The following is a 23,490-nucleotide window of genomic DNA, read 5'->3' on the forward strand; positions in this document are numbered from 1 at the left end:
TTCAAATAAATTTATAAATTATGTATCAAAGAAAGATAACGTGCATATGTTGTTAGTGTAGTATTATTTTGTGGAGGTAAATATATTGGATAAGGATATTATAAATGAAATGGATATTGAGGATGAATATGAAATGGTGCCTATTTCACCTGAAAGAATGAATTTTCATATGAAACCAGAGATGAATAATTATCCTATGGAAAATAATATTGACTACGATGGAATGTATAATATTCCTAACATAAACCGAACGGTTCCAATGAATCCATCGGACATGATTGATCCAATGAATATGGGAAATATGAATACAAATCCTATGGCAATGCCAATGATGCCATGCATGATGCATTGTATGTATTACATGAACTGTATGAATATGCATCCAAAATATATGGATCCTATGATGCCGCAAATGTCACTTGGAATGATGATGAGTCCAATGATGCCAGAGATGATGGAAGGCGCGATTATGCCTAATATGATGCCTGAAATGATGAATACAGAGGACTATGAAATGTCATCAGTAACGGAAAAAAGAACAGAGGAAGATACTGAGGATATCATAAATAATGTTAGAGCAAATGAAGAAGAACTTAGATATAATCCAAGAGATGTGGATGAGATTTTAAGAAAAATACAACGTTATAATCCTGGTGTATTTAGAATGTTAAGAAGCTATGGTGTTCCATATGACGAAGCTAGAAGAATTTGTAGAAGGATCATAAGACTTACATTAACATACTACGAAAAGTAAGAAAATTGTGAAATAATACATTGAAGAAAAATCTGATTTTAATTCCGTAATAAATGTGTAATTTGGGACTGTTCACAATACGCCAAGAACTTCTAAATGTCTTACAGTTAAAGCCCCTAAAGCTTTCAAACTCACTCGTTCCTCGTTCAAACATGAAAGCTTCTTAACGGTTCTTTAACTGTGAGACATAAGAAGTTCTAAGGCTAGTTCAATAGTCCACAATTCCACATTTATTACTACATTAAAATCAGATTTTTAGTTTAATATGTATGTGGTTTGAGAGGAGAAGCCTACTAAAGGATAATTTTCCTCCACTACGTTACGGAAAATCTTTAATTTATAAAATAAATAAAAAGGCTCCTATAATTTTTTTAGGCGTAGCCTTTCGTTCAATCTACAATATTAGTAACTAATATTATTTTGATTAATTGTGAGATAGAATTATTAACTTTGATTATATACTAATGAATAACCAATTATTAAAATAAAATATTGAATAAAATTTAATATATTTTGCAATAAGGCATTGGTTTGTATAAATCTTAGCTTTAATATTTACACTGGCTGCCGCCAATAAAAGATTTTAGAGGCTTAAAAGAAAAAGCTATAATTATTAGATTAATAGTGTAATTATAGTTTTTATTATCAAATTATTGTATTTATATATTTTTTATTTAATTAAAGATTTTCTGTAGCATAGCGGAGGAAAATCATCCTTTAGTAGGCTGTTTTTCCCCCATGAAGAATGTACGTATGAACCGAGAATCTGTCTTTAAGGTAACAATAAATATATTTTTTTAGACTATTGAGCTAGCCTTAGAAATTCTTTGTTTTCAAATTTCAATGCCTGTTAAGAAGCTTTCATGTTTGAGCGCCGTTAGAAGCGAGTTTGAAAGCTTTAGGGTATTGAAATTTGAAAACATTAGAATTTCTTGGCGTATTGTAAGCAGTCTTAAAAAATATATTTATTGTGGACTTAAAGACAGATTTTTCTTATGGCACTTGCTTCACAATATATTATTTAAGTAGGTAGTTTATAAGTGTTCTTGCAGGTTTTCCGTTGGCGCCTTTTTCGTATACATCTGAATGTTCTCTAGAGGAAGCACAGCCAGCTATGTCTAAATGTGCAAAGTTTACATCTTCTGCAAAGCTGTGTAAAAACATACCAGCGACTATTGCTCCACAGTTGTTTCCTGAGTTTTTAATATCTGCACTAGAAGTTTTTAATTGTTCTAGGTATTCATTGTTATTTGGTAATCTCCATATATATTCTCCAGTTTCTTTTCCAGATTCTATTAGTTTTTCTGATAGTTTATTTGAATTAGAGAACAAGCCAATATTAATTTCACCTAAGAAATTAGCACAGGAGCCTGTTAGAGTTGCTACATCTATAATTGTAGTAGCACCTAGCTCTTTAGCATAGGTTAGGGCATCGCATAAAATAAGCCTTCCTTCTGCATCAGTGGATATTATCTGTATAGTTTTTCCACTGTAACTTTTAATTACATCTCCAGGTTTGTATGATTTTGATGAAGGCATATTTTCAGCAACAGGGATTAGGGCTATAACATTTTTCTTAGGTTTTAATTTCCCAATGGCTTTCATAACTCCTAAAACAGAAGCAGCACCAGCCATATCCCCTACCATATCATGCATTCCTTTAGAAGGTTTTAGTGAGATTCCACCACTATCGAAAGTTATTCCTTTTCCAACTAAAGCAGTGATTTCTTTATTATCTAAATCACCTAGATATTGAAGTATTATTAAATATGGTTCGTGAGAACTGCCACTTCCCACGCTTATTATAGAATTCATGCCAAGTTTTTTTAACATATATTTATCATATATAGTTATATCTAAGGAGTTTTCAGAAGCTATAGCTTGAGATTTTTGAGTTAAGTATTTAGGTGTAACAATGTTAGAAGGGAGATTTGTTATTTCTCTAGAGAAATTAATGCTTTCTCCAGAAATTAATCCCATTTGAATAGATTCTTTACAAGAAGATATAACATTTATGCTCTCTAATTTAATTGGATAATAGTTTTCTTTAAACCCTTTAAATTTATATAAGGATAGAGCTATGCTCTCACCAATAGTAAATCCAAAATCATCATTGAAATTGTCTAAAATATCTATAGATTCTATACACTCTCTGATATTTTTAATTGCAGATCCTAAAGCTTTAAATAGTCTAGATGAGTTAAATTCTTCTGTTAGGCCTAATCCAATTATATATATTCTATCATAGTTGGATTTGCCAAGAGTAGTTAGAGTTTCAAATTCCTTAAACTCACCATTGTTTACTGAAAATTTTAAAAATTCTTCTATTTCTTTTGGGTAAGAAAGATTATAGTTTTCAAATTTAAAGATTAATAAATTTGAATAAATACATTTGTTTTCTATACATACCATAAAAGCACCCCCTATTAAGTATACCTAAATATAATATTATCACATTTGTATGAATTGTTTAATAAGTAAGTATATTTATTATAAAATATAAGCTAAAAAAAGGAATTTATTAAATGAATGTAGAAATTTTAAATACTTGGGGGTGCTGATATGTTTCAAGTAGATTTGAAAATTAAAGATATATATGTTGATAGTATAGAGAAGAAAGATTTAATAGAAGTATATAATTGGATAAAAATAAATAATGTATACAATGATGGAGAAAAGAATTTAGACTTTAAAGATTTTTGTGATAGATTTTTAGAGTATTACTTAAGTGAAGGAGAGGTTTTTTTAAAAATAACTAAAAATTCAGAAGTTATAGGACTGCTAAAAGGAAGAATAGAATTTAAAAATCCTAATGAATTCTGGATAAGATATTTTGGAATAAATGAAAATTTTACGAATGAAAATATACGGCAGATTATATTAAGAAAAATAATTAAAATATTTAATGGTTATGGTATAGAAAAAATTTATGTAATAATTTCTAGCCATGAGAAAGATAATTTGAATTTTTGGAATGAAAACGGATTTTTATTAGTGAGAGTGTGTAATGATATTGTAAATGTAAAAGGTAAAGATAAAACATTTATACTTTTAAAGGAAGGAAATAAAATTTAGAATTAAATTGGACAAGATAGCATATATATATAACAAATAATAAAGGAAAAGCTTGAAAAGGGATAAAATGCTAGATTAACTAGAGGACTTGACATATTTTATACACATAAATTATAATTATATAGTGATTAAAACGGGAAAAGGTTAAAAAAAAGTTACATTTTAGGGGGTTTTTTTATGAATTTTAGTAGAAAAAAAGTGATTTTAGCATTAGCGTTAGGGGTACTTTTTTCAATGTGTAAACTTGATGTAGCAAAAGCAGATACTATACTAAAAAATAATGTAAGTTCAAAAATTCGTTCTACTAATATAAAAGTAAACAAATCTATAAATGCTAAAAAAAATGTAGATAGTAATAGAGCTTCGAGAGGCGGAGAATATAGTAGTGTTTATAACAGAGGAACTGGTTTAATAGATTATGCCAAGAACTTTTTAGGAAAACCATATGTTTGGGGAGCAGAAGGACCTCATGCTTTTGATTGTTCAGGATTGACACTATATGTATACAGAAAGATAGGTATAAACCTTCCGCATTATACAGGTTCTCAGGCGGAATATGGAAAGTTAGTTAAAAGAAATGAATTAATGCCAGGAGATCTTATATTCTTTAATACTACAGGTAACTTAGCACACGTTGGAATGTATGTAGGTAACGGTAAATTTATTCATGCATCTTCAGGAGGTCACAGAGTGATAATAAGTGATTTGTCAGGAAGTTACTACAGTTCAAGATATGCAAAAGCTAAAAGAATTTTAAATTAGAAATTTTAAATCTCGAGTATTCGAGATTTTTTTTTGTGTGATAAATCTTCTTTGATTATATTGTTCTATTTGTAGTTTACATAAAGTAATAATAAATATAGTTTAATAACAGGAGGGGATTTTATGAAATACACTAGATATAATATTAAGAAAAAGCCTAATAAGAGTTTTATTGCAATAATATTATTGGCAGTTTCTTTAATATTAATAGTTATAGGAAACGGTAAGGAGAATAAATTAGTTGATAAAAACAAAAAAAATCCATCTAATCAAGTTAGTGTTAAAGAACAAACTAATAAAGATGAAAAAAATTTTTATGCTATTCAATGCGGAGCTTTTTTAAGTAAGGAATATGCAGATACTTTGGTAAAGACGTTGAAACCTTATGGAAATTCTTTTATAGTAAAAATAGATGATAAATATAAAGTTATATTAGGAGTATATAATGAGAAAGATATAAATAAGATAGTTGATACTTTAAATAAGAAGGAAATTCAAAACAATAAAATAAATTATAAAATTAAAGATGAAGATCTTTGCAATAAAGAAATTATTGAACTTATAAATGCTAATTTAGACGTTTTAAGTCGGTTCTCAGATAAAGATGTAAAGGCATATAATACCGAGAGATTAAAAAAATGGAGTAATTCCTTAAAGGCTGTAGATGGTAAAAGTAAAAATATACAGGTGCTAAAATCTCTTAAAGACTATGTGAACAAGCTCCCAGAGAAAATAGTTAGAGAACAAGTTCCTTCAGGATACAATTTAATATATAATTGCCTTAATTCTATAAAATAAATTTTAAAAGTTTTTAAATAAATTTATTGAATACTTGTTTATGATAATATTAAATGGTAAACTATATAAGATGAAATTTGTATGGGGAAAAATGATATAGTTTAAATGTGTTTTAAATGAAAAAAATGGTAATAATATTAATATTGATAATGTTTAGGAAGTGATAAGTTGAATTTAGTTTTAGCATCATCATCCCCAAGAAGAAAAGAAATATTACAGAAAATAACCAAGAATTTTACTGTTATTGTCAGTGATTTTGAAGAAAATGCAGTAAAATATCAAGGTGATATTAAATGGTATGTAAAGGAATTATCTAAGGGCAAGGCGAAAGCTGTAAGTATGGACTTAAAAAATAAAGCTTTAGTAATTGGATGTGATACAGTAGTGTCCCTCCAAGGAAATATTTTAGGTAAACCTAAGAATGAACAAGAGGCTTTTTCTATGCTTAAATCCTTAAGTGGAAAATGGCATGAGGTTTATTCTGGAGTTACTCTTATAGAGACTGAAACTGATAAAATTTTAAGCGAGTGTGTGTGCACAAAGGTTAAATTTAGTAATATATCAGATGAGGATATTCAAAAGTATATACAAACTAAAGAACCAATGGATAAAGCAGGCGCATATGGAATACAGGGATTCGCAGGAGTTTTCGTGGAGAAAATAGAAGGATGCTACTACAATGTAGTAGGGTTGCCTTTAAATAAATTGAATTCTATGATGAGGGATATTGGGGTAAATTTATTATAGGAGGAATAGTTTTGGTCGTTTCTTTAAAAATAATGGATTTACCTGAAAATGAAAGGCCGAGGGAGAGATTATTAAGGTATGGACCAGAAGCATTATCAAATGCAGAATTATTGGCTATAATACTAAGAACAGGCTATAAATCAGAGAATATTATAGCATTAAGCAATAGAATATTAAAAAACAGTAGTGGATTAAATGGCTTGTTGAGTATGGATGCCGAAGAATGCATGACAATGAAGGGAATTGGTAAGGTCAAGGCTTCTCAAATTTTAGCTTTAGCAGAAATTTCTCGGAGATTTAAATCTTACAAATCAGGCGATGAGTATAAAATATCATCACCAAGTGATGTAACGAATTTGCTTATGGAAGAAATGAGATGTCTAAAAAAAGAATACTTAAAAGTTATAATGTTAAACATTAAGAATGTAATTTTAAGTATTAAAGATATATCTATAGGAAGTCTTAATTCTTCTATTGTTCATCCAAGAGAAGTTTTTACGGAGGCTATAAGAAAACATAGTGCGTCTATAATATTATGCCACAATCATCCGTCAGGAGATCCGTCTCCTAGCGCAGAGGACATAAATGTTACTAGACGTATAAAAGAGTGTAGCAAAATACTGGGAATTGATTTCTTAGACCATATAATAATAGGAAATGGGATTTACATCAGTTTAAAAGAAAAAGGAATTATGTAACGAAAGGAGAAAACTTATGGGTTTTTTTGGAATTTCAAAAGATATGGGAATAGATTTAGGAACAGCAAATACTTTAGTTTATATTAAAGGAAAGGGAATTGTTTTGAGTGAACCTTCAGTGGTTGCAATAAACAATATAAATAAAAAGGTTTTAGCAGTAGGTGAAGAGGCTAAACAGATGATTGGTAGAACACCAGGAAATATAGTTGCAATAAGACCACTTAAAGATGGTGTTATTGCGGATTTTGATGTTACAGAAGAAATGCTTAGAAGCTTTATAAATAAGGTTAGTGCTAAAAGTGCATTTTCTACACCAAGAATAGTTGTATGCTTCCCATCAGGAGTTACTGAGGTGGAGAGAAGAGCCATACACGAAGCTACAAATCGTGCAGGTGCTAGAGAAGTTCACCTAATGGAGGAGCCAATGGCAGCAGCAATTGGTGCAGGTCTTCCGGTTAACGAACCAACAGGAAGTATGGTGGTAGATATAGGTGGGGGAACTACAGAAGTAGCAATTATTTCTTTAGGAGGAATAGTTACAAGTAAATCCTTGAGAATAGCAGGGGATGAATTGGATCATTCCATAATTAATTACATAAAGAAACAGTATAATTTAATGATAGGTGAAAGAACTGCTGAAAATATAAAAATAGAAGTTGGTTCTGCTTTTAAAACTTCAGATGAAGTAAGAACTATGGAAATAAGAGGAAGAGATCTTATAACAGGACTTCCAAAAGTAGTTGAGATAAATGAAGAAGAAGTAAGAGAAGCTTTATCAGAGCCAATTGCGTCTATAATAGATTCTATTAAAACTACTCTTGAAAAGACACCACCAGAATTAGCGGCAGACATTATGGATAAAGGTATTATGCTTACTGGTGGAGGAGCACTATTAAGAGGAATTGATGATTTGATAAATCATGAAACACATATGCCAGTAAAAATTGCAGAATCGCCATTAGAATGTGTTGCTATTGGAGCAGGGATGGCTCTTGCCAATATAGACAAAATGAATAAAAGAGGATAAGCATGAAGCTCTTTAAGAAGAAACTGACAGTCGCAATTATTGTGCTGTCAGTTGCATTTTTAGGACTAATAGGCTACTCTGCAAAGAGAGAAAAGATTTCTGCAATAGAAAATGGCGTAGGCGTAACTTTAAATTCTGTACAAAAATTTATATATGATGTTTGCTATGAAGTTAAAAATTCTATTGGATTTTTAAAAAATTTTTCCGAAGTTAAAGAAGAAAATAAAAAACTAGAAAAAGAAAATGGAGAGCTAAAAGATAAACTTACTAGACAATTTATGTTAAAAGATGAAAATGAAAGATTAAAAAAGATGTTAGATTATAAAGATCAAAATTCAGAGTATAGTTATTTGGGATGTAGTATAATAGGTAAAAGCGGAAGTGATTATTTAAATGGCTTCATGATCAATAGAGGTAAAAAGGATGGAATAGAGAGAAGAATGGCAGTAGTAAATTCCTTTGGGTTAGTAGGTCAAGTTACTTCTGTTGCAGATAACTATGCTGTGGTACAAACTATTGAAAATGAAAATATTGCAGTAGGTGGATATGTAGTAGGCACTAAAGAAAACACTGGAATAGTAAAAGGGTATAAGGATAAAAACAACAAGCTTTTTGCAAGATTACATTACTTACCTATGGATTCTAAGGTTAAAGTAGGAGATGAAGTGTTGACAGGACTTGTTGATGTGTCCTCAAAGGATGTACAGCCAGGTGTATACCCAAAGGGAATAAGAATAGGCAAAATAGTAAGTATTGAAACTGATAAGGGTAAAATGATGAAAAATGCTGTAATTAAACCTTATGTAGATTTTAATAAATTAGAAGAATTGTTTATTTTGATTCCTAAAGAGTCCAGAAAGATAAAATAATAAGGTGTGATTTAATATGAAAAGAATAATAACAGTGTTTGCTTTATCCATAGTATTTTTAATATTAGATAATACTTTAATGCCTTTTATTAATATCAGAGGGTTTTATCCTAGTTTACTTTTTGTATTTGCAGTATGCTATTCTATAGCATTGGATGAACATTCTGCTTTAAAAGTAGGTATATTATCAGGAGCTCTTCAGGATATATATTTTCAAGGTGTTTTTGGAATAAATTGCTTTGTAAATATGATTATTTGTTTATTAGTGGCACAAGTTGGCAAAATTATATTTAAAGAAAAGAAGTTTATACCTATTTTATCTATATTTATATCTAGTATATTAAAGGGAGCTTTAATATACTGTTTTGCCTATATATTTAAGTTTCATATGGAGCCTATGAAGATTATATTCACAAGCATTTATAATATGGGAGTAGGTATATTTCTATATGCCTATGTATATAAGCTTTCTACTAAAGAATATATGAGAAAAGATTGGAAGTTTTAGAAAAGGAGAGATTATATGCAAAACAAGAAGAAAAAAAATAAATTTACAAGATATACTGCATTAATAGTTTGCAATATTATGATCATAACTGCAATTGCATCTAGGTTAGTGTATTTGCAAATAGTTAAAGCAGATGAATATAAAGTAAGAGCTGATAGTAATTATATAAGAGATATATCTACTCCAGCACCTAGAGGCGATATTACTGATAGAAATGGTATTATTTTAGCCACTAGTAAGCAAAGTTTTAATTTAACTTATATGGAAACTAAAGAAACTGAGAAAGTTTTTTTTGATACAATGAAGACTGTATTTAAAATATTAGATGAAAATAATGAGATTCAAGAAAATGATTTCCCTTTAAAGATAAATCCTTTTAGATTTGAATTTAATGCAGTAAAAGCTAGAGATAGAGAGTGGCTGGAACTTAGATTTAAAAAGGATATAGGACTTGACGAAAGAGAAGCTAAAACTTTATATAAGAAAAAGTATAGTGAATTAGATAAAGAAAAAGATGCGGATAAAATAAAAAATGTAAATGATAGGGTCATGAAAATCAGTCCCAAAGAAACCTTTGAATATTTAGCGAAAGAATATGGAATAGATAAGCAAAATCTCTCTTTAGAAGAAGGACTTAGATACATGATAGTTAAGAATGCCGTTAAAATGCAGAATTTTTCTGGATACAAGCCTGTAACAATAGCTAAGAATATAAAGAGAGAAACTGCTTTTAAATTTTATGAGAGATTAAATGAATTGCCAGGAATTGATGTAGGAAATGAGCCTATAAGATACTATCCTCATGAGGAATTAGCTTCTTCTGTAATAGGATATATGTCTAAAATAAGTGCTATGGATGAGGATAGATATAAAGAAAAGGGTTATGATCCTAGCGTTGATTATATAGGTACTGCTGGAATAGAAAGTGTCTTTGAAAATAGACTTAGAGGGTCTAAAGGACAGAGAACTGTAAAAGTTAATAAATATGGCAGGATAGTTGAGGAGTTATTTAAAAAGAGTCCTTATCAAGGGGAAAATGTGAAACTTACTATAGACGCTAAAATACAGAATGTTGCTGAAAAGGCAATGGACGACACTTTGAAAGAACTAAGGAAAAATCCAAGACCAGATCCAACAGATTCAGATATATATACAGCCAATGCTACTAGGGGAGCAGCAGTAGCTGTAGATATTAAAACTGGGGAAATATTGGCATTAGTTAGTAGGCCAGGATTTGATCCAAATATATTTACTATTCCAGGAAAATTAAATGATGAAACTATGAAGAGATATTTTAACCCAGATTTGAGTGAATTTGGTAAAGACTATATAAAAAGAATGGGGTTAGCTTCCGGAGAAAGTAATATAGAGAAAAAGTTAAATGAATTGTTTCCTTTAGATAATACTATTAAGGATAATAAAACTATAAGGCAAGATAAGTATGATATAGTTCCTAAATCTTTTTATAACTATGCTACCTATGGATTAACTCCTCCAGGATCTACTTTTAAACCCCTTACTGCTATAGCTGGATTAGAAGATGGAGTTATTGATGTAAACACTACTGTCAATGACACAGGTACATTTGAAAAATATAATGGGAAATGGCATTGTTGGAAACTTAGTGGACACGGTGTTATAGGGGTAGTAGGAGCTTTAAAACAATCCTGTAACTATTTCTTTTATAATATAGGTTCTTTACTATATGAAAAGTATAAGGGGACATCATTAGAAAAAGCATTTAATACATTGCAAAAATATGCCCAAAAATATGGACTAGGAAATTATACAGGAATTGAAATACCTGAGAAAAAAGGGCAGGTATATAATTACAAAGACTCTATAGAAAATAAAACAATCATGCACTATTATAATGCTAGAGATAGACTAAAAGCTGGATATGAGGCTAATAGGAGAATAAAATTTACTCCAATAGATATAAATGTAAGGGAAGAAACTGAGGATGCCAATGTAACTCAAATTAAAAAGGATATAATGAAGACTATAAAAGATGCTGTAGGCTCTGATTACGATTTGAAAGCTAAGGCTCAAAATTCAGTAAAATATACAAAAGAATTGAATAATAACTTAAAGAGACTAGTGGATACTTATGATAAAAATACTAAGAGTAAATATACAAAGGAAGAAATAGAAAAGGCTGCAAGTGCCATTATAGATTATTGTATATGGGATGCAAATACTGAGATTTATACTCCAGGTAATATAATAAATGCTTCCATAGGTCAAGGTGATCATAACTTTACTCCTGTGCAGCTAGCAAGTTATGCAGCCACCATAGCTAATGGTGGTCATAGATATGAGCTACATTTGTTTAAGAATGCTTATGATGAAGAAGGAAATGTGATAGAAGAAAAGAAACCAAAAGTAGTTGACGAGATAAATCTAAAGCCTTCTACAGACCAAGCAGTAAAAGAAGGTATGAAGGCCGTTACTGGTGAAGGCGGAACGGCTACAAAGGCATTTGATGGATTTCCTATTAAGACTGCAGGTAAAACAGGAACAGCGACTTTTTCTGCTAAAGAAAAAGAATTTGGTAGGTCAGCCTTTGCGGTATATGTAGGATATGCACCAGCAGAAAATCCAGAGATAGCTGTTGCGGTAGTTGGATTTGACTCAGGCCATGGTGGTTATGTAGCACCTGTAGCTAGAGCCATATATGAACAGTATTTTTCTGAAAGATTGAAAAAAGAGTATCCATCATATGTTCCAAAACATAATTATCCTTTAAAGATTGATAAAAATGATGTAAATACATTGGAAAAAGATAACAAAAATGATAATTCTAATAGCAAAAATAAGGATAGTAAACAAGATGAAACTGTAAAAAAAGAAGGAAATTAGTATTAAAATAAGTATTCCATGATTTATGGGATACTTATTTTTTGGTAAATATTATTTTATTTTGCCTAGACAACAAATTTTATATTATAGTATTATTAAAAAAATCATTAAAAAGAAGGATTTTATTTGAATATGTTGAAATAATAAAATATGTTGGCTTATGGAGGTCTAATTTAATTATGGTGCGCAATAGTATATTGGTTAAGGGAAATAAAGATGGATTGAATGTAATTATCAATATGGAAGCATTTAAAGATTTTGAAGATATGATAGAATTCTTAATAAAAAAATTATCTAGAGGAAAAAAGTTTTATAAGGGTACTACACTTAGAATAACTACACAACTAAAATACATAAATGAAAGGGAGCTTAGAAAACTTAAGGACATATTATTTGATGAATTCTTAATAAAGGATTGTATATTTGAAGATGTAAATGAAAAGAGTGATAAAGTATTTTCAGGTATATATGAAGGACGTACCAAATTTATTAGGAGGTCTATAAGAAGTGGTCAAATAATTAATTACCCAGGAAATTTAGTTATAATAGGAGATGTTAATCCTGGAGCAGAAGTGTCTGCAGGAGGAAATATAATTGTTCTTGGGGTTTTAAAAGGATGTGTACATGCAGGGAGTAATGGAAATGTAAATTCTGTAATAGCTGCTTTTAAACTTCAACCCCAAATAATACAAATAGCAAATTTGATAACAAGAGCGCCAGAGGATGAGGTTAAGCCTCAATATCCAGAGGTAGCTAAGATAAAGGGAGAAAGTATAGTAGTAGAACCTTATTTGCCAAATAAATTTATTTAATGGAGGTAAAGTATATGGGAGAAGCGATAGTAATAACATCAGGTAAAGGTGGAGTAGGAAAGACAACAACTACTGCAAATATAGGCACTGCATTAGCTGCCATGGGCAAAAAAGTTGTTTTAGTGGATGGAGACACTGGTCTTAGAAATCTGGATGTGCTTATGGGACTTGAAAATAGAATAGTTTTTACCATAGTTGATATAATAGAAGAACGTTGTAGACTTAAACAAGCTTTAATAAGAGATAAGCGATTTGAAGGTTTATTTCTATTACCTACAGCTCAGACAAGGGATAAAAGTGATATAAAGGCTAAAGATGTGTTAAATTTAGTGACTAAATTAAAAGAGGAATTTGATTATGTAATAATAGACTGTCCAGCAGGTATTGAACAAGGATTCGAAAATGCCATAGTTGGAGCAGATAGAGCTATAGTAGTAGTTAATCCAGAAGTTACATCTGTAAGAGATGCGGATAGGGTTATCGGAAAGTTAGATGCAAAGGGTGTTGAAGATCATCAGCTTATTATAAATAGAATAAATTATGAAATGACCAAAAATGGAGATATGTTAGATATAGATGATATACTTGACAGTCTCGCAATAAAATTAATAGGCGTGGTACCTGATGATAGAAATATAACTATATCTACCAATAGAGGTGAACCCATAGTTTTAGATGAGAAGGCTACAGCTGGAAGGGCATTTAAAAATATAGCAAAAAGAATAATGGGAGAGGAAATACCTTTTGAAACTTTAAATGTTGAAAAGTCAGGTTTTTTAGCATCACTTATGAAGCTTTTTGGTAGAAAATAAGGGGGTATTAGGATGGATTTTTTTAAGTTATTTTCTAATAAGCAGACATCCAAGGATATGGCTAAAGAAAGATTAAAATTAATTTTAATACATGATAGAACTGACTTTTCACAAGAGTTTTTAGAAGACATTAAAGAAGCATTACTTAATGTTATATCTAATTATGCAGAAATTGATAAAGAAGGTTTAAATGTAAAATTAGCTAAAACAGATGAAGGCGATGGATGTAAACCTGCATTAATTGCAAGTATTCCTATTAAAAAAATGAAAAATGGATATTAAATAATTATTAAAAATGAAAGTTATGTGTAAATTTATACTAGTTACACGTAGCTTTTTTTTGATTATATTGCTATAATATCATTTGTAGTAATGAATGTAGTGATGAACTTTTTGGAGGTCTATTATATGTTAGATAAACTCAAGATAAACAAAAGACTTTTACGAGAAATTGATTTTTCCATATTAATAATTTCTATAATTATAGTGGTGTTTGGAGCTATAAATATTTTTAGTGCTACTGGTGGCATTAAATTATTTAAACTGCAGCTCATATGGCTTTTATTAGGTTTAATTGTAGTGTATATAATATTAATTATGGATTATAATGTAATTAGAAATTATTCCACTTTAATTTACTGGGCAGGGGTATTTTTGCTTATTTTGAACGACTTCGTTCTAGGTAAAATTAGTGGAGGAGCTAAATCCTGGATAGGTATAGGTAGTAGAGCCATACAGCCCTCGGAATTTGCTAAATTGGGACTAATACTTATGTTAGCAAAAAAGATAGATGATATGGAGGGTAAAATTAATGAGCCTAAGAATTTCTTTACATTAGTATTTTATGCATTAATTCCTATGGTACTTATAGTTATCCAGCCAGATATGGGAATGACTATGGTATGCTTCTTTATAGTTCTTGGAATATTTTTCATATCAGGTTTAGACCTTAAGGTTATATTTGGTGGCATAGCTAGTTTAATAGTATTTATAGCAATAGTGTGGAATTCAGGGCTTATTCATCCTTATCAACAGAAAAGATTGACTTCTTTTTTAAATCCTGAAAAAGAAGCATTGGGCGCTAATCTTCAACTGACACAATCCTTAATTGGTATAGGCTCTGGTGGTATACTTGGAAAAGGATTTAGAAAGGGAACTCAGACAGCTTTGAGTTTTATTCCAGAAGCTCACACGGATTTTGTGTTTGCAGTAGTAGGAGAAGAATGGGGATTAGTAGGAGCAGTAGCTTTACTTATACTATACGGTGTTTTGATATACAGATTTATAAAAATAGCTAGGACTTCTAAGGATTGGTTTGGTTCTGTAATATGTGTAGGAGTTATATCCACATTTTTGTTTTCATTGATTCAAAATATCGGTATGACTATAGGTATAATGCCTGTAACAGGTATAACACTACCTTTAATGAGTTATGGGGGAAGCTCCATACTGTCTAGTTTTATGGCTATAGGCTTAGTGCTTAATGTTTGTATGAGAAGGAAAAAAATAAATTTCTAAGGGGGAATTTATATGAAAATAGCTTTTATTGCCCATGATAATAAGAAAGATGATATTATTGATTTTGTAAAAAGGTACAAAAGTATTTTCATGGAGCATGAACTTTATGCTACAGGAACTACAGGAAGACTTTTGAATGAAATAGTTGGATTAAAAGTACATAGGTTTCTTTCAGGACCTTTAGGTGGGGATCAGCAAATTGGAGCTAAGGTTGCTTTAGGTGAACTGGATTTAATTATATTCTTGAGAGATCCGCTTACAGCTCAACCTCATGAACCTGATGTTACTGCACTTTTAAGATTATGCGATGTGCATCATGTTCCTTTAGCTACAAACGTTGGAACTGCAGAAATATTTGTGAAAGCATTAAAAAGCCACTGCAATAATAATTAAGTTTTTATTGAATACTATTATAAAACTGTTTTTAAAGTATATAACTTTAAAGACAGTTTTTCTTTTTTAAAATTAATGATGTATTTCAATAAAATCTAAAATAAAGAATATTATGAACAATATATTGGGGGTGTGAACTTAGGGCTATAGGTTGCTTTTGAAATTGGTGATTAGGAATTAATAATAGCTATAAAATATATGGAATATTTGTTTATTTATATGTGGAGATATTAAATCTATATGAAAATCTGCATATAAGTTTAATAATATTAATATATATAAACAGTAATAAAAGATAGGAGGAAAAATATGGGTAACTATAATCCGCAGTATAGGGACTATTATAATTCTGTATTGAATAAGGGAGGAATTTATTCTAGGGATTCTAAAAATAAAAAAATGAAAAATGGAGATTTCATTACTAAAAGGATAATAAGAGATTTAGCAGGGGTACTTATATTATTTATCGTAGTTGTCTTCTGTAAAATTATTGTTACACCTACTACTCAGAAAGTTTATGATTATTCTAAAAAAATTGTTAATGAAAACTTTGATTATAAAAAGGCCTGGACTAATATTAAAAGCTTTGATTTTAATAAATTTAAAACCAAAGCTCAAGACTATATAGAGAAGGTTATGAACAAAATAAATAATAAAGAACCAGTGAAAGATTTAGTGAAAAATGATTATGTATTGCCTTGTACAGGAAAAATATCTTCTGAGTTTGGAGAAAGGGTAGATCCATTTACAGGAAAAAAACAAATGCATAATGGAGTAGATATAGCATTAAAGGAAAACACTCCTATAAAAGCTTGTGCTGATGGAAAAGTTAAAGAATGTGGTGAGCATAAGGAAATGGGAAAGTACATAGTAATAGATCATGGTCAAGGAATAGAAACTAAATATGCTCATTTGAATCAAGTACTAGTTAAAAAGGAGCAAAAGATTAAAAAAGGTGACAGCATAGCTAAAAGTGGTAATACAGGAAAAAGTACAGGACCACATTTGCATTTTGAAATAATGTACATGGGTGAAAATAAAAATCCCAAAGAATTTTTTGGTGGGCAGTGGAAAAGTGAGAGTTAGCAATTAGAATGGAGAATGGGGAATGAATGTTTAAATTTAATAAATATTTTCTTTTTATATTTTTATGCTTGTTAGTCATAGGGTTTCGGGGTAGAATTTTAGTGGCTTTTATAATGGCTTTCCTTCATGAATTAGTACATTATATTACAGCTAGAGTTTTAGGATTTTCAGGATTTGATATAGAGATATTACCTATAGGCACTGTGCTTAAACTAAAGGATTTAGATGAGGCAACGCCTTTGGAAGATATAATTATTTCTGTGTCAGGTCCTTTATTTAATATAATACTTGCTTTAATTTTACACATAGTTTTTAACAAATTTAAATTACAACAGCTTAAATTTTTAGAAATAACTAATTTTGCGTTAGGTCTATTTAATCTAATACCAGCTTTGCCTTTAGATGGAGGCAGAATACTTAGAAATTTTTTAAGTATAAAAAAACATTATAAAAGGGCAAATATAATAACAGTAAATGTTAGTTTAGTTATAGGCTTATGTTTTATTCTATATTATTTTATATTGTTTTATAAGAAAAGTACTTTTTTATACAATTTAAATATTGGTCTTATAGGATTATTTATAATTGTTTTTTCAACTAGAGAAAGGGAAAGGATAGTTTATTTAATTATGGGAGATGTTATTAAGAAGAAGATTAAATTTTTAAAGAGGAAGTATTTAGAAAATAGAACTATTTCGGTTTATAGTAAAGAAAGTCTATTATTTATAATGAATCTAATAGATACAAATAGATATAATATTTTTTATGTTTTAGATGAGGAGATGAATGTTATAGATATAATTTATGAAAAAGAAATAATAGATGCGTTAAAGGTGCATGGGAATATAACTATTGAAGAATATATAAAGTTAAGGTAGAATTAAAAAACAGTTTCGACTTTTTTCGGGTGGTGCCTGGCACCTATATGTGATAAAATAATTAGATGTAAAAAACATGAGGAGGAAATATAATGAAGAAAATTTCTGATGATATTTTATATAAAGTTGAGAAGCCTGCAAGATATATAGGAGGAGAAATTAATTCTTTTAATAAAGATAAAAATAAAGTAGACATAAGATTTGCATTTTGTTTTCCAGATGTTTATGAGGTGGGAATGTCGCATTTGGGAATGAAAATACTTTACTATGTTCTTAATAAAAGAGAAGATACATTTTGTGAAAGAGCTTTTGCACCTTGGCCAGATATGGAAAAGTTAATGAGGGAAAATGGGGTTCCTATGTATGCCTTGGAAACAAAGGATCCACTTAAAGAATTTGATTTTATAGCTTTTACCCTACAATACGAAATGAGTTATACAAATATACTAAACATGTTGGATATGAGCGGCATAGCTATAAGGGCCTCAGAGAGAAGTGAAGAAGATCCTATAGTATTGTGTGGAGGACCTTGTGCTTATAATCCAGAGCCACTTCATGATATAGCTGATTTATTCTCTTTAGGAGAAGGGGAAGAACATTTAAATGATGTGCTGGATTTATATAAAGAGATGAAAAAGCAAGGCAAGCCTAAAGATGAATTTTTAAGAGAAGCAGCCAAAATACCAGGAACTTATGTGCCTAAGTTTTATAAGACAGATTACAATGAAGATGGGACTATAAAGGAATTTAAACCAGTTAGTGATGAGTTTCCAGAAAAAATTAGTAAAAGAATAATAAATAATTTTAATGAAGTAGATTATCCAACAGAATTAATAGTTCCTTATACAGAAATAGTGCATGATAGAATAATGTTAGAAACTTTTAGAGGGTGCACAAGAGGATGTAGATTCTGTCAAGCAGGTATGATATATAGACCTGTAAGGGAAAAGAAAACTGATAAGTTGGTAGAACTAGCAGATGAATTAATTAAAAAAACAGGATATGAAGAAATATCTCTTACATCCTTAAGTATATGTGACTATTCTGATATTAAAAATTTAATTTTTTCATTAATAGAAAGATACAAGGATAAAAAGGTAGGAGTATCACTGCCTTCTATAAGAATAGATTCCTTTGCAGTGGATTTAATAAGAGAAATTCAAAAGGTAAGAAAAACAGGTATTACTTTTGCACCAGAGGCAGGAACACAAAGGCTGAGAGATGTAATTAATAAGGGTGTTACGGAAGAAAACTTAATAGACTCAGTAAGTAGCATTTTCAAATCTGGTTGGAGTACTGTTAAACTTTATTTCATGATAGGACTTCCTTATGAAAATATTGAGGATGTTAAAGGCATAGCTGAGCTTGGTGAAAAAGTAGCAGATGAGTATTATAAAGTTCCAAAAGAAGAAAGAAAAAAGGGACTTAAAGTTACTATAAGTACTTCTATATTTGTGCCAAAGCCATTTACGCCTTTTCAATGGACTCCTCAAGATAATATGGAAAGTGTTAAAGAAAAAATACAGACCCTTAGAAAAAATATTAAGAGGAGACAGATTACATATAATTGGCATGAGTCACCGGTAAGCTATATGGAAGCTATATTTGCAAGAGGTGACAGAAGAATGTGCGATGTACTTATAAGAGCATTCCAAAAAGGGGCTAAATTTGACGGATGGAATCAATATTTTAGTTTCCAAATATGGAAGGAAGCGTTAGAGGAATGTGGAGTAGATGGAGATTTCTATGCTTATAGAGATAGGAGTTATGATGAGATACTTCCTTGGGATTTTATAGATGTGGGAGTTTCTAAAGAATTTTTAATTAAAGAAAATGAAAGAGCTAAAAAAGCCCAGGTTACACCAGATTGTAGACAGGGCTGTAAACTATGTGGCATAAATACTAATGATGGTTTTAAAGAAGGGAAGTGTTTTGAAGGTGCGTTATTTAGTTAAATGTACTAAAGAAGATGAAATAAAATTCATAGCACATTTAGATTTTTTAAGAACGGTACAAAGAATAATAAGAAGGGCAGAATTGCCAGCAGAATATTCAAAAGGATTTAATCCTCATTTAACTTTATCTATAGCACAACCTTTAGGAGTGGGAGTTTTTTCATCAGCTGAATATTTTGATTTCAGTCTCACTGAAGAATTAGATGAAAAATATATAAAAGATAAATTAATGAAGTCCTGTCCTTTGGGAATTAAAATATTAGATGTAATAAAGGTTAAAGCAGTAGAAGGAAAGAAGATTCCACCTTCAATGGCTTTAGTAGAGGCTTCAGATTACTGCATACATATACCTTATGAAAAAGATGCAGAAGCTTCTAGTCAGTTAAAAGAATTATTGAATGAGAAACAATGGAATGTAATTAAGAAAACAAAAAAAGGTGAAAAAGAATTAAATATAAGACCTATGATTAAAAAAATAAATTATGAATTTAATGAGGGATATTTAAAGCTTCAGGTTTTAGTTTCATCTGGAAGTAAGGACAATTTATCTCCTCAAATTCTTGCAGAGTATATACAAAATCATACTGAAGGAGCTTGTAAAGATAGATTTGTAAGGATAGAGAGGAAGGAATTATATACTTTTATGGGGAGAAAATTGGTGAGTTTGCAGGAGTATTTTAGAAAATTATAAAAGGTTATGTATAGAATTAAAATTAATAACTTTACATAAAAATATATTACAAGTATTACTTCCACTTTAGTAAACAGCCATCTAAAGTGGAAATGATTAAATGTAAGTTTAATATAAGTAATGCTTGGGTATTATTGAATCGGGATTGACAATAGGGTGGTGAAAATATGAAGAAAATGTACATAGAAAAGCAGGGGTCATGTACGAGAGTAGCAATAAAAAAAGAAGAAGAACTGGAGGAAATATTGATACATGAAGAGGAAAGCGGTCCTCATGTAGGTGAAATATATAAGGGCATTGTAAAAAATATTATAAATGCTAACAATAGTGCATTTGTTGATATAGGAATAGAAAAAAACTGTTACATGCAATTAGGAGATTCGCATGCAAAAGACTTAAAGAATGGGGATCACATAATTGTAGAAATTGTGAAGGAAGCCTTTGGAGAGAAAGGCCCTAAAGTTACTGCAGACATAAGTATTCAGGGCAGATATTGTGTTTTGGCTACTTTTAATAATAGAGTTAATTTTTCTAAAAATATAGAGGATAGAGAGTTTAAGAAAAATATAATAAAGGGCATAAAAAAGCATAAAAGTCTAGGAATAATAATAAGAAGTAAAGCATTAGAAGCTACTGTAAAAGAGATGAATAAGGAAATAGAATATTTATATAATACATATGTTCAGGTAATAAAAGTTGGTACATATGCCCTAAAACCTAAATTGTTGTATAGCAATAGAAGTATTATCAATAGAATTTTAAGAGAGTACATAGATGAAAGCTTTACAGAAATAATTACAAATAGTCAGGAGTATTATAATAAAATACTAGAATATATAAACACTAGAGAGGAATTAAATACGGATGTAAATTTTTACAACAATGAAGAAAATTTATTTAGCTATTACGAAATAGAAAAAAAATTAATTCACTTACGAAGTAAAAAGATTACCCTTCCATCAGGCGGAAATATAGTAATAGATAAGACTGAGGCTATGTATGTGGTGGATGTAAATACTGCAAAAAATACAAAACATGAATCTTTAAGAAAAACTTTTTTAAATACAAATTTAGAGGCAGCAAAAGAAATTGTTAAACAGATAAGACTAAGAAATTTAGCAGGTATGATAGTTATTGATTTTATAGATATGTCTTTAGAGGAAGATAAAGAAGCTGTTATGGATATAGTCCAAAAGGGTTTTAGTGGTGATAAGAATAAAACTAAAATTTATCAATTTACGCCTCTTGGTCTTTTACAAATAACAAGAAAAAGAGTGGGTAAGGATATATATAGCTATTTAGAAGAAAATTGTCAGGAATGTGATGGTGAAGGAAAGAGATTGAAATTATCTTATATAGAATTTCTTATTAGAAATATTATATATAAAATTGAAGACCAGTGTCATGGAAATGCTGTATACATTGAAGTTGATGAGAAGTATAAAAGGAGTATTTCAGAAGATATTTTATCCTTTATAAAAGAAATAGATGCTTTGGATAAAAGTGTTTATTTAAAATATACTAACAATAGTGAGCTATTTAAAGTTGAACCTATTTTGTTCATGAGTCAAATAAAAAAATTAGAAAGTTGCAAAGTTTATGGAGACAATTTAGGATAAATTTTTCCTTTACAAATAAGATTTGTTGTGATAAAATGTCATTTGTAGACCGCTCAGACAAGGTTTTAAACGCATAAAGACGTGCCTTTGATGGCGAGACTGGATAGAGGAGGTGTATTTTAATGTACGCAGTTGTAGCAACAGGAGGAAAGCAATATAAAGTTTCTCAAGGAGACGTTATATTCGTTGAAAAATTAAATGCAGAAGTTGATTCAACAGTTGAATTAACTGACGTTCTTGTAGTAAGCAAGGATGGTAATTTAGTAGTAGGAAAGCCTGTAGTAGAAGGTGCTAAAGTTGTAGCTAAAGTACTTGAACAAGGAAAAGCTAAAAAGGTTATGGTAATGAAATACAAACGTAAAAAGCATTTCAGAAAAAAACAAGGCCACAGACAACCATACACTAGATTACAAATTGAAGCAATAGAAGCATAATTATGATTAGTGTAAAAGCTAAAAGAAAAAAAGAGAAACTAGTTTGCATCAGCTTAGAAGGACATTCAGATTACTCTGAAGAGGGCAGTGACATAGTTTGTAGTGCAGCTACTGCGGTTTCATGTTCTATAGGAGATGGAATTCTTACAGTACTTAATATACAGGCAGATTGTTCTGCAGAAGATGGGTATATAAATATAAACATAGAAGATAATTCTCCAGAGGAAATAGATAGATGTCAGATTTTGATGGAAACATTGCTTTTAGGGTTAAAAAATATCCAAAGCAATTACGGTGGTTATATAAAAGTGCACGAAGAGGAGGTGTAACCCATGTTATTAGTTAACTTACAATTGCTAGCTCATAAAAAAGGAGTTGGTAGTTCTAAGAACGGTAGAGATAGTGAATCTAAAAGACTTGGAACTAAATGTGCAGACGGACAATTTGTTCTAGCTGGAAATATATTAGTAAGACAAAGAGGAACAAAGATTCACCCAGGTCTTAACGTAGGAAGAGGTGGAGATGATACTCTTTTTGCTAAGATAGATGGTGTTGTTAAATATGAAAGATTGGGAAGAGACAAGAAAAAAGCAAGTGTCTACCCAGTAGAAGTAGAAGTTGAAATAGCTGAATAGTAAAGGCACCCTTGAGGGGTGCTTTTTTAAAATTTATATATGTTATAGGTAATTATGAAATGATTAACCTACAAAAAGGTACAATGTGGTGGAATTATGAAATTTCTCCTCCATGACTTGCATAACAGCTTGGAACAATAAATATAATTTAAGAAATTCTAATCTTTTAGCCATATAAAATTATCTAAAGCTCACATTCAGCGTCCTGCATCAGGTTCACTAGCCTGGCGTCCTTGCCAGGCTTACGATAATTTTATCTGTCTAAAAGAAGAATTTCTAAAATTAAATTTAAATAGTTCCTTTGCTTCTTATGAAAGTCATTACAGAGAAATTTCATAATTCAAGTAATGTAATGCTTTTGTGGGATAATCATATGAATAAGTAATTATGGAATTACATAAAAGATATAATATTCCATATAGGGATAAATAGTATAAGAAAATTTGTTTTTAAGTTAATTATTATAAAAAGTTTAATTTAGTAAATAATATATTTAATGAAATAGAAAATAACAATTTAAAATTTGTTTACATAGAAGTAGTGTTGCAATTAAATAT

At 29.9% G+C, this 23,490-nt stretch carries 24 protein-coding genes; 23 read left to right on the forward strand and 1 reads right to left on the reverse strand.

What is annotated here, in order from left to right:
* Positions 1–85: 85 nt before the first annotated feature.
* Positions 86–754, forward strand: a complete 669-nt coding sequence (locus C1715_RS08600) for a hypothetical protein (RefSeq protein ID WP_102400096.1) — start codon at positions 86–88, stop codon at positions 752–754.
* 1,017 nt (positions 755–1,771) lie between these two features.
* On the opposite strand, the gene C1715_RS08605 is transcribed toward C1715_RS08600, so the two are convergent.
* Positions 1,772–3,166 carry a M17 family metallopeptidase gene (locus C1715_RS08605; RefSeq protein WP_102400097.1) on the reverse strand — a complete coding sequence of 465 codons (1,395 nt, stop codon included), beginning with the start codon at positions 3,164–3,166 and terminating at the stop codon, positions 1,772–1,774.
* Positions 3,167–3,316: 150 nt separating this feature from the next.
* Between C1715_RS08605 and C1715_RS08610 the strand changes: the two genes are divergently transcribed.
* The 22 genes from C1715_RS08610 to rpmA all read left to right on the forward strand — a co-directional run bounded on the left by C1715_RS08610 (position 3,317) and on the right by rpmA (position 22,933).
* On the forward strand, positions 3,317–3,829 hold the full coding sequence (locus C1715_RS08610; RefSeq protein ID WP_102400098.1) for a GNAT family N-acetyltransferase: 513 nt from the start codon (positions 3,317–3,319) through the stop codon (positions 3,827–3,829).
* Between the two features lie 177 nt (positions 3,830–4,006).
* Positions 4,007–4,591, forward strand: a complete 585-nt coding sequence (locus C1715_RS08615) for a C40 family peptidase (protein ID WP_102400099.1) — start codon at positions 4,007–4,009, stop codon at positions 4,589–4,591.
* A 123-nt stretch (positions 4,592–4,714) separates the two neighbouring features.
* A complete protein-coding gene (locus C1715_RS08620) occupies positions 4,715–5,389 on the forward strand; it encodes an SPOR domain-containing protein (RefSeq protein ID WP_102400100.1) in 675 nt (224 codons plus the stop codon).
* Between the two features lie 168 nt (positions 5,390–5,557).
* Positions 5,558–6,136, forward strand: a complete 579-nt coding sequence (locus tag C1715_RS08625) for a Maf-like protein (RefSeq protein WP_102400101.1) — start codon at positions 5,558–5,560, stop codon at positions 6,134–6,136.
* 32 nt (positions 6,137–6,168) lie between these two features.
* Positions 6,169–6,834, forward strand: coding sequence for a RadC family protein (radC, locus tag C1715_RS08630; RefSeq protein ID WP_146005417.1), 666 nt, complete (start codon positions 6,169–6,171; stop codon positions 6,832–6,834).
* Between the two features lie 16 nt (positions 6,835–6,850).
* Entirely contained in the window at positions 6,851–7,861 is a 1,011-nt protein-coding gene (locus C1715_RS08635) for a rod shape-determining protein (protein WP_102400103.1), read from the forward strand.
* Between the two features lie 2 nt (positions 7,862–7,863).
* On the forward strand, positions 7,864–8,730 hold the full coding sequence (mreC, locus tag C1715_RS08640) for a rod shape-determining protein MreC (RefSeq protein WP_102400104.1): 867 nt from the start codon (positions 7,864–7,866) through the stop codon (positions 8,728–8,730).
* Positions 8,731–8,746: 16 nt separating this feature from the next.
* The gene (gene mreD / locus C1715_RS08645) at positions 8,747–9,238 is read left to right on the forward strand and encodes a rod shape-determining protein MreD (RefSeq protein ID WP_102400105.1); all 492 of its coding nucleotides are present in this window, start codon (positions 8,747–8,749) and stop codon (positions 9,236–9,238) included.
* A 15-nt stretch (positions 9,239–9,253) separates the two neighbouring features.
* Entirely contained in the window at positions 9,254–12,100 is a 2,847-nt protein-coding gene (locus C1715_RS08650; RefSeq protein WP_102400106.1) for a penicillin-binding transpeptidase domain-containing protein, read from the forward strand.
* Positions 12,101–12,279: 179 nt separating this feature from the next.
* Positions 12,280–12,912, forward strand: a complete 633-nt coding sequence (gene minC / locus C1715_RS08655; protein ID WP_102400107.1) for a septum site-determining protein MinC — start codon at positions 12,280–12,282, stop codon at positions 12,910–12,912.
* 14 nt (positions 12,913–12,926) lie between these two features.
* Positions 12,927–13,724 (forward strand): septum site-determining protein MinD, encoded by a 798-nt coding sequence (gene minD, locus C1715_RS08660; RefSeq protein ID WP_102400108.1) that lies wholly within the window; start codon positions 12,927–12,929, stop codon positions 13,722–13,724.
* A gap of 12 nt (positions 13,725–13,736) precedes the next feature.
* Positions 13,737–14,006 carry a cell division topological specificity factor MinE gene (gene minE, locus C1715_RS08665; RefSeq protein ID WP_102400109.1) on the forward strand — a complete coding sequence of 90 codons (270 nt, stop codon included), beginning with the start codon at positions 13,737–13,739 and terminating at the stop codon, positions 14,004–14,006.
* 126 nt (positions 14,007–14,132) lie between these two features.
* The gene (gene rodA, locus C1715_RS08670) at positions 14,133–15,242 is read left to right on the forward strand and encodes a rod shape-determining protein RodA (protein WP_102400110.1); all 1,110 of its coding nucleotides are present in this window, start codon (positions 14,133–14,135) and stop codon (positions 15,240–15,242) included.
* Between the two features lie 12 nt (positions 15,243–15,254).
* Complete coding sequence (gene mgsA / locus C1715_RS08675; protein ID WP_102400111.1) at positions 15,255–15,635, forward strand: methylglyoxal synthase; 381 nt, start codon at positions 15,255–15,257, stop codon at positions 15,633–15,635.
* A 309-nt stretch (positions 15,636–15,944) separates the two neighbouring features.
* Positions 15,945–16,721, forward strand: a complete 777-nt coding sequence (locus C1715_RS08680) for a M23 family metallopeptidase (RefSeq protein WP_102400112.1) — start codon at positions 15,945–15,947, stop codon at positions 16,719–16,721.
* 101 nt (positions 16,722–16,822) lie between these two features.
* On the forward strand, positions 16,823–17,599 hold the full coding sequence (locus C1715_RS08685; RefSeq protein WP_341457744.1) for a M50 family metallopeptidase: 777 nt from the start codon (positions 16,823–16,825) through the stop codon (positions 17,597–17,599).
* A 92-nt stretch (positions 17,600–17,691) separates the two neighbouring features.
* Entirely contained in the window at positions 17,692–19,554 is a 1,863-nt protein-coding gene (locus C1715_RS08690; RefSeq protein ID WP_102400114.1) for a TIGR03960 family B12-binding radical SAM protein, read from the forward strand.
* Positions 19,538–20,245, forward strand: coding sequence for a TIGR03936 family radical SAM-associated protein (locus tag C1715_RS08695; RefSeq protein WP_242972001.1), 708 nt, complete (start codon positions 19,538–19,540; stop codon positions 20,243–20,245). Before C1715_RS08690 ends, C1715_RS08695 begins: the two co-directional genes overlap by 17 nt.
* A 167-nt stretch (positions 20,246–20,412) precedes the next feature.
* Positions 20,413–21,864, forward strand: coding sequence for an Rne/Rng family ribonuclease (locus C1715_RS08700; protein WP_102400116.1), 1,452 nt, complete (start codon positions 20,413–20,415; stop codon positions 21,862–21,864).
* 122 nt (positions 21,865–21,986) lie between these two features.
* Positions 21,987–22,298, forward strand: a complete 312-nt coding sequence (rplU, locus tag C1715_RS08705; RefSeq protein WP_102400117.1) for a 50S ribosomal protein L21 — start codon at positions 21,987–21,989, stop codon at positions 22,296–22,298.
* A gap of 2 nt (positions 22,299–22,300) precedes the next feature.
* Positions 22,301–22,627: a ribosomal-processing cysteine protease Prp gene (locus C1715_RS08710; RefSeq protein ID WP_102400118.1), complete on the forward strand. Its 327-nt coding sequence runs from the start codon at positions 22,301–22,303 to the stop codon at positions 22,625–22,627.
* A gap of 3 nt (positions 22,628–22,630) precedes the next feature.
* Positions 22,631–22,933, forward strand: coding sequence for a 50S ribosomal protein L27 (gene rpmA / locus C1715_RS08715; protein ID WP_102400119.1), 303 nt, complete (start codon positions 22,631–22,633; stop codon positions 22,931–22,933).
* Positions 22,934–23,490 lie beyond the last annotated feature (557 nt).

The organism is Haloimpatiens massiliensis (assembly GCF_900184255.1).
Lineage (GTDB): Bacteria > Bacillota > Clostridia > Clostridiales > Clostridiaceae > Haloimpatiens > Haloimpatiens massiliensis.

Excerpts from the sequence above, each read along its gene's own strand:
- mreD (WP_102400105.1), top strand. The coding sequence starts at position 8,747 with ATGAAAAGAATAATAACAGTGTTTGCTTTATCCATAGTATTTTTAATA.
- minE (WP_102400109.1), top strand. The coding sequence starts at position 13,737 with ATGGATTTTTTTAAGTTATTTTCTAATAAGCAGACATCCAAGGATATG.
- C1715_RS08615 (WP_102400099.1), top strand. The coding sequence starts at position 4,007 with ATGAATTTTAGTAGAAAAAAAGTGATTTTAGCATTAGCGTTAGGGGTA.
- rplU (WP_102400117.1), top strand. The coding sequence starts at position 21,987 with ATGTACGCAGTTGTAGCAACAGGAGGAAAGCAATATAAAGTTTCTCAA.
- C1715_RS08610 (WP_102400098.1), top strand. The coding sequence starts at position 3,317 with ATGTTTCAAGTAGATTTGAAAATTAAAGATATATATGTTGATAGTATA.
- C1715_RS08690 (WP_102400114.1), top strand. The coding sequence starts at position 17,692 with ATGAAGAAAATTTCTGATGATATTTTATATAAAGTTGAGAAGCCTGCA.
- minD (WP_102400108.1), top strand. The coding sequence starts at position 12,927 with ATGGGAGAAGCGATAGTAATAACATCAGGTAAAGGTGGAGTAGGAAAG.
- C1715_RS08620 (WP_102400100.1), top strand. The coding sequence starts at position 4,715 with ATGAAATACACTAGATATAATATTAAGAAAAAGCCTAATAAGAGTTTT.
- rodA (WP_102400110.1), top strand. The coding sequence starts at position 14,133 with ATGTTAGATAAACTCAAGATAAACAAAAGACTTTTACGAGAAATTGAT.
- C1715_RS08710 (WP_102400118.1), top strand. The coding sequence starts at position 22,301 with ATGATTAGTGTAAAAGCTAAAAGAAAAAAAGAGAAACTAGTTTGCATC.
- rpmA (WP_102400119.1), top strand. The coding sequence starts at position 22,631 with ATGTTATTAGTTAACTTACAATTGCTAGCTCATAAAAAAGGAGTTGGT.
- C1715_RS08650 (WP_102400106.1), top strand. The coding sequence starts at position 9,254 with ATGCAAAACAAGAAGAAAAAAAATAAATTTACAAGATATACTGCATTA.
- C1715_RS08680 (WP_102400112.1), top strand. The coding sequence starts at position 15,945 with ATGGGTAACTATAATCCGCAGTATAGGGACTATTATAATTCTGTATTG.
- minC (WP_102400107.1), top strand. The coding sequence starts at position 12,280 with ATGGTGCGCAATAGTATATTGGTTAAGGGAAATAAAGATGGATTGAAT.
- mreC (WP_102400104.1), top strand. The coding sequence starts at position 7,864 with ATGAAGCTCTTTAAGAAGAAACTGACAGTCGCAATTATTGTGCTGTCA.
- C1715_RS08635 (WP_102400103.1), top strand. The coding sequence starts at position 6,851 with ATGGGTTTTTTTGGAATTTCAAAAGATATGGGAATAGATTTAGGAACA.
- mgsA (WP_102400111.1), top strand. The coding sequence starts at position 15,255 with ATGAAAATAGCTTTTATTGCCCATGATAATAAGAAAGATGATATTATT.
- radC (WP_146005417.1), top strand. The coding sequence starts at position 6,169 with ATGGATTTACCTGAAAATGAAAGGCCGAGGGAGAGATTATTAAGGTAT.
- C1715_RS08700 (WP_102400116.1), top strand. The coding sequence starts at position 20,413 with ATGAAGAAAATGTACATAGAAAAGCAGGGGTCATGTACGAGAGTAGCA.
- C1715_RS08605 (WP_102400097.1), bottom strand. The coding sequence starts at position 3,166 with ATGGTATGTATAGAAAACAAATGTATTTATTCAAATTTATTAATCTTT.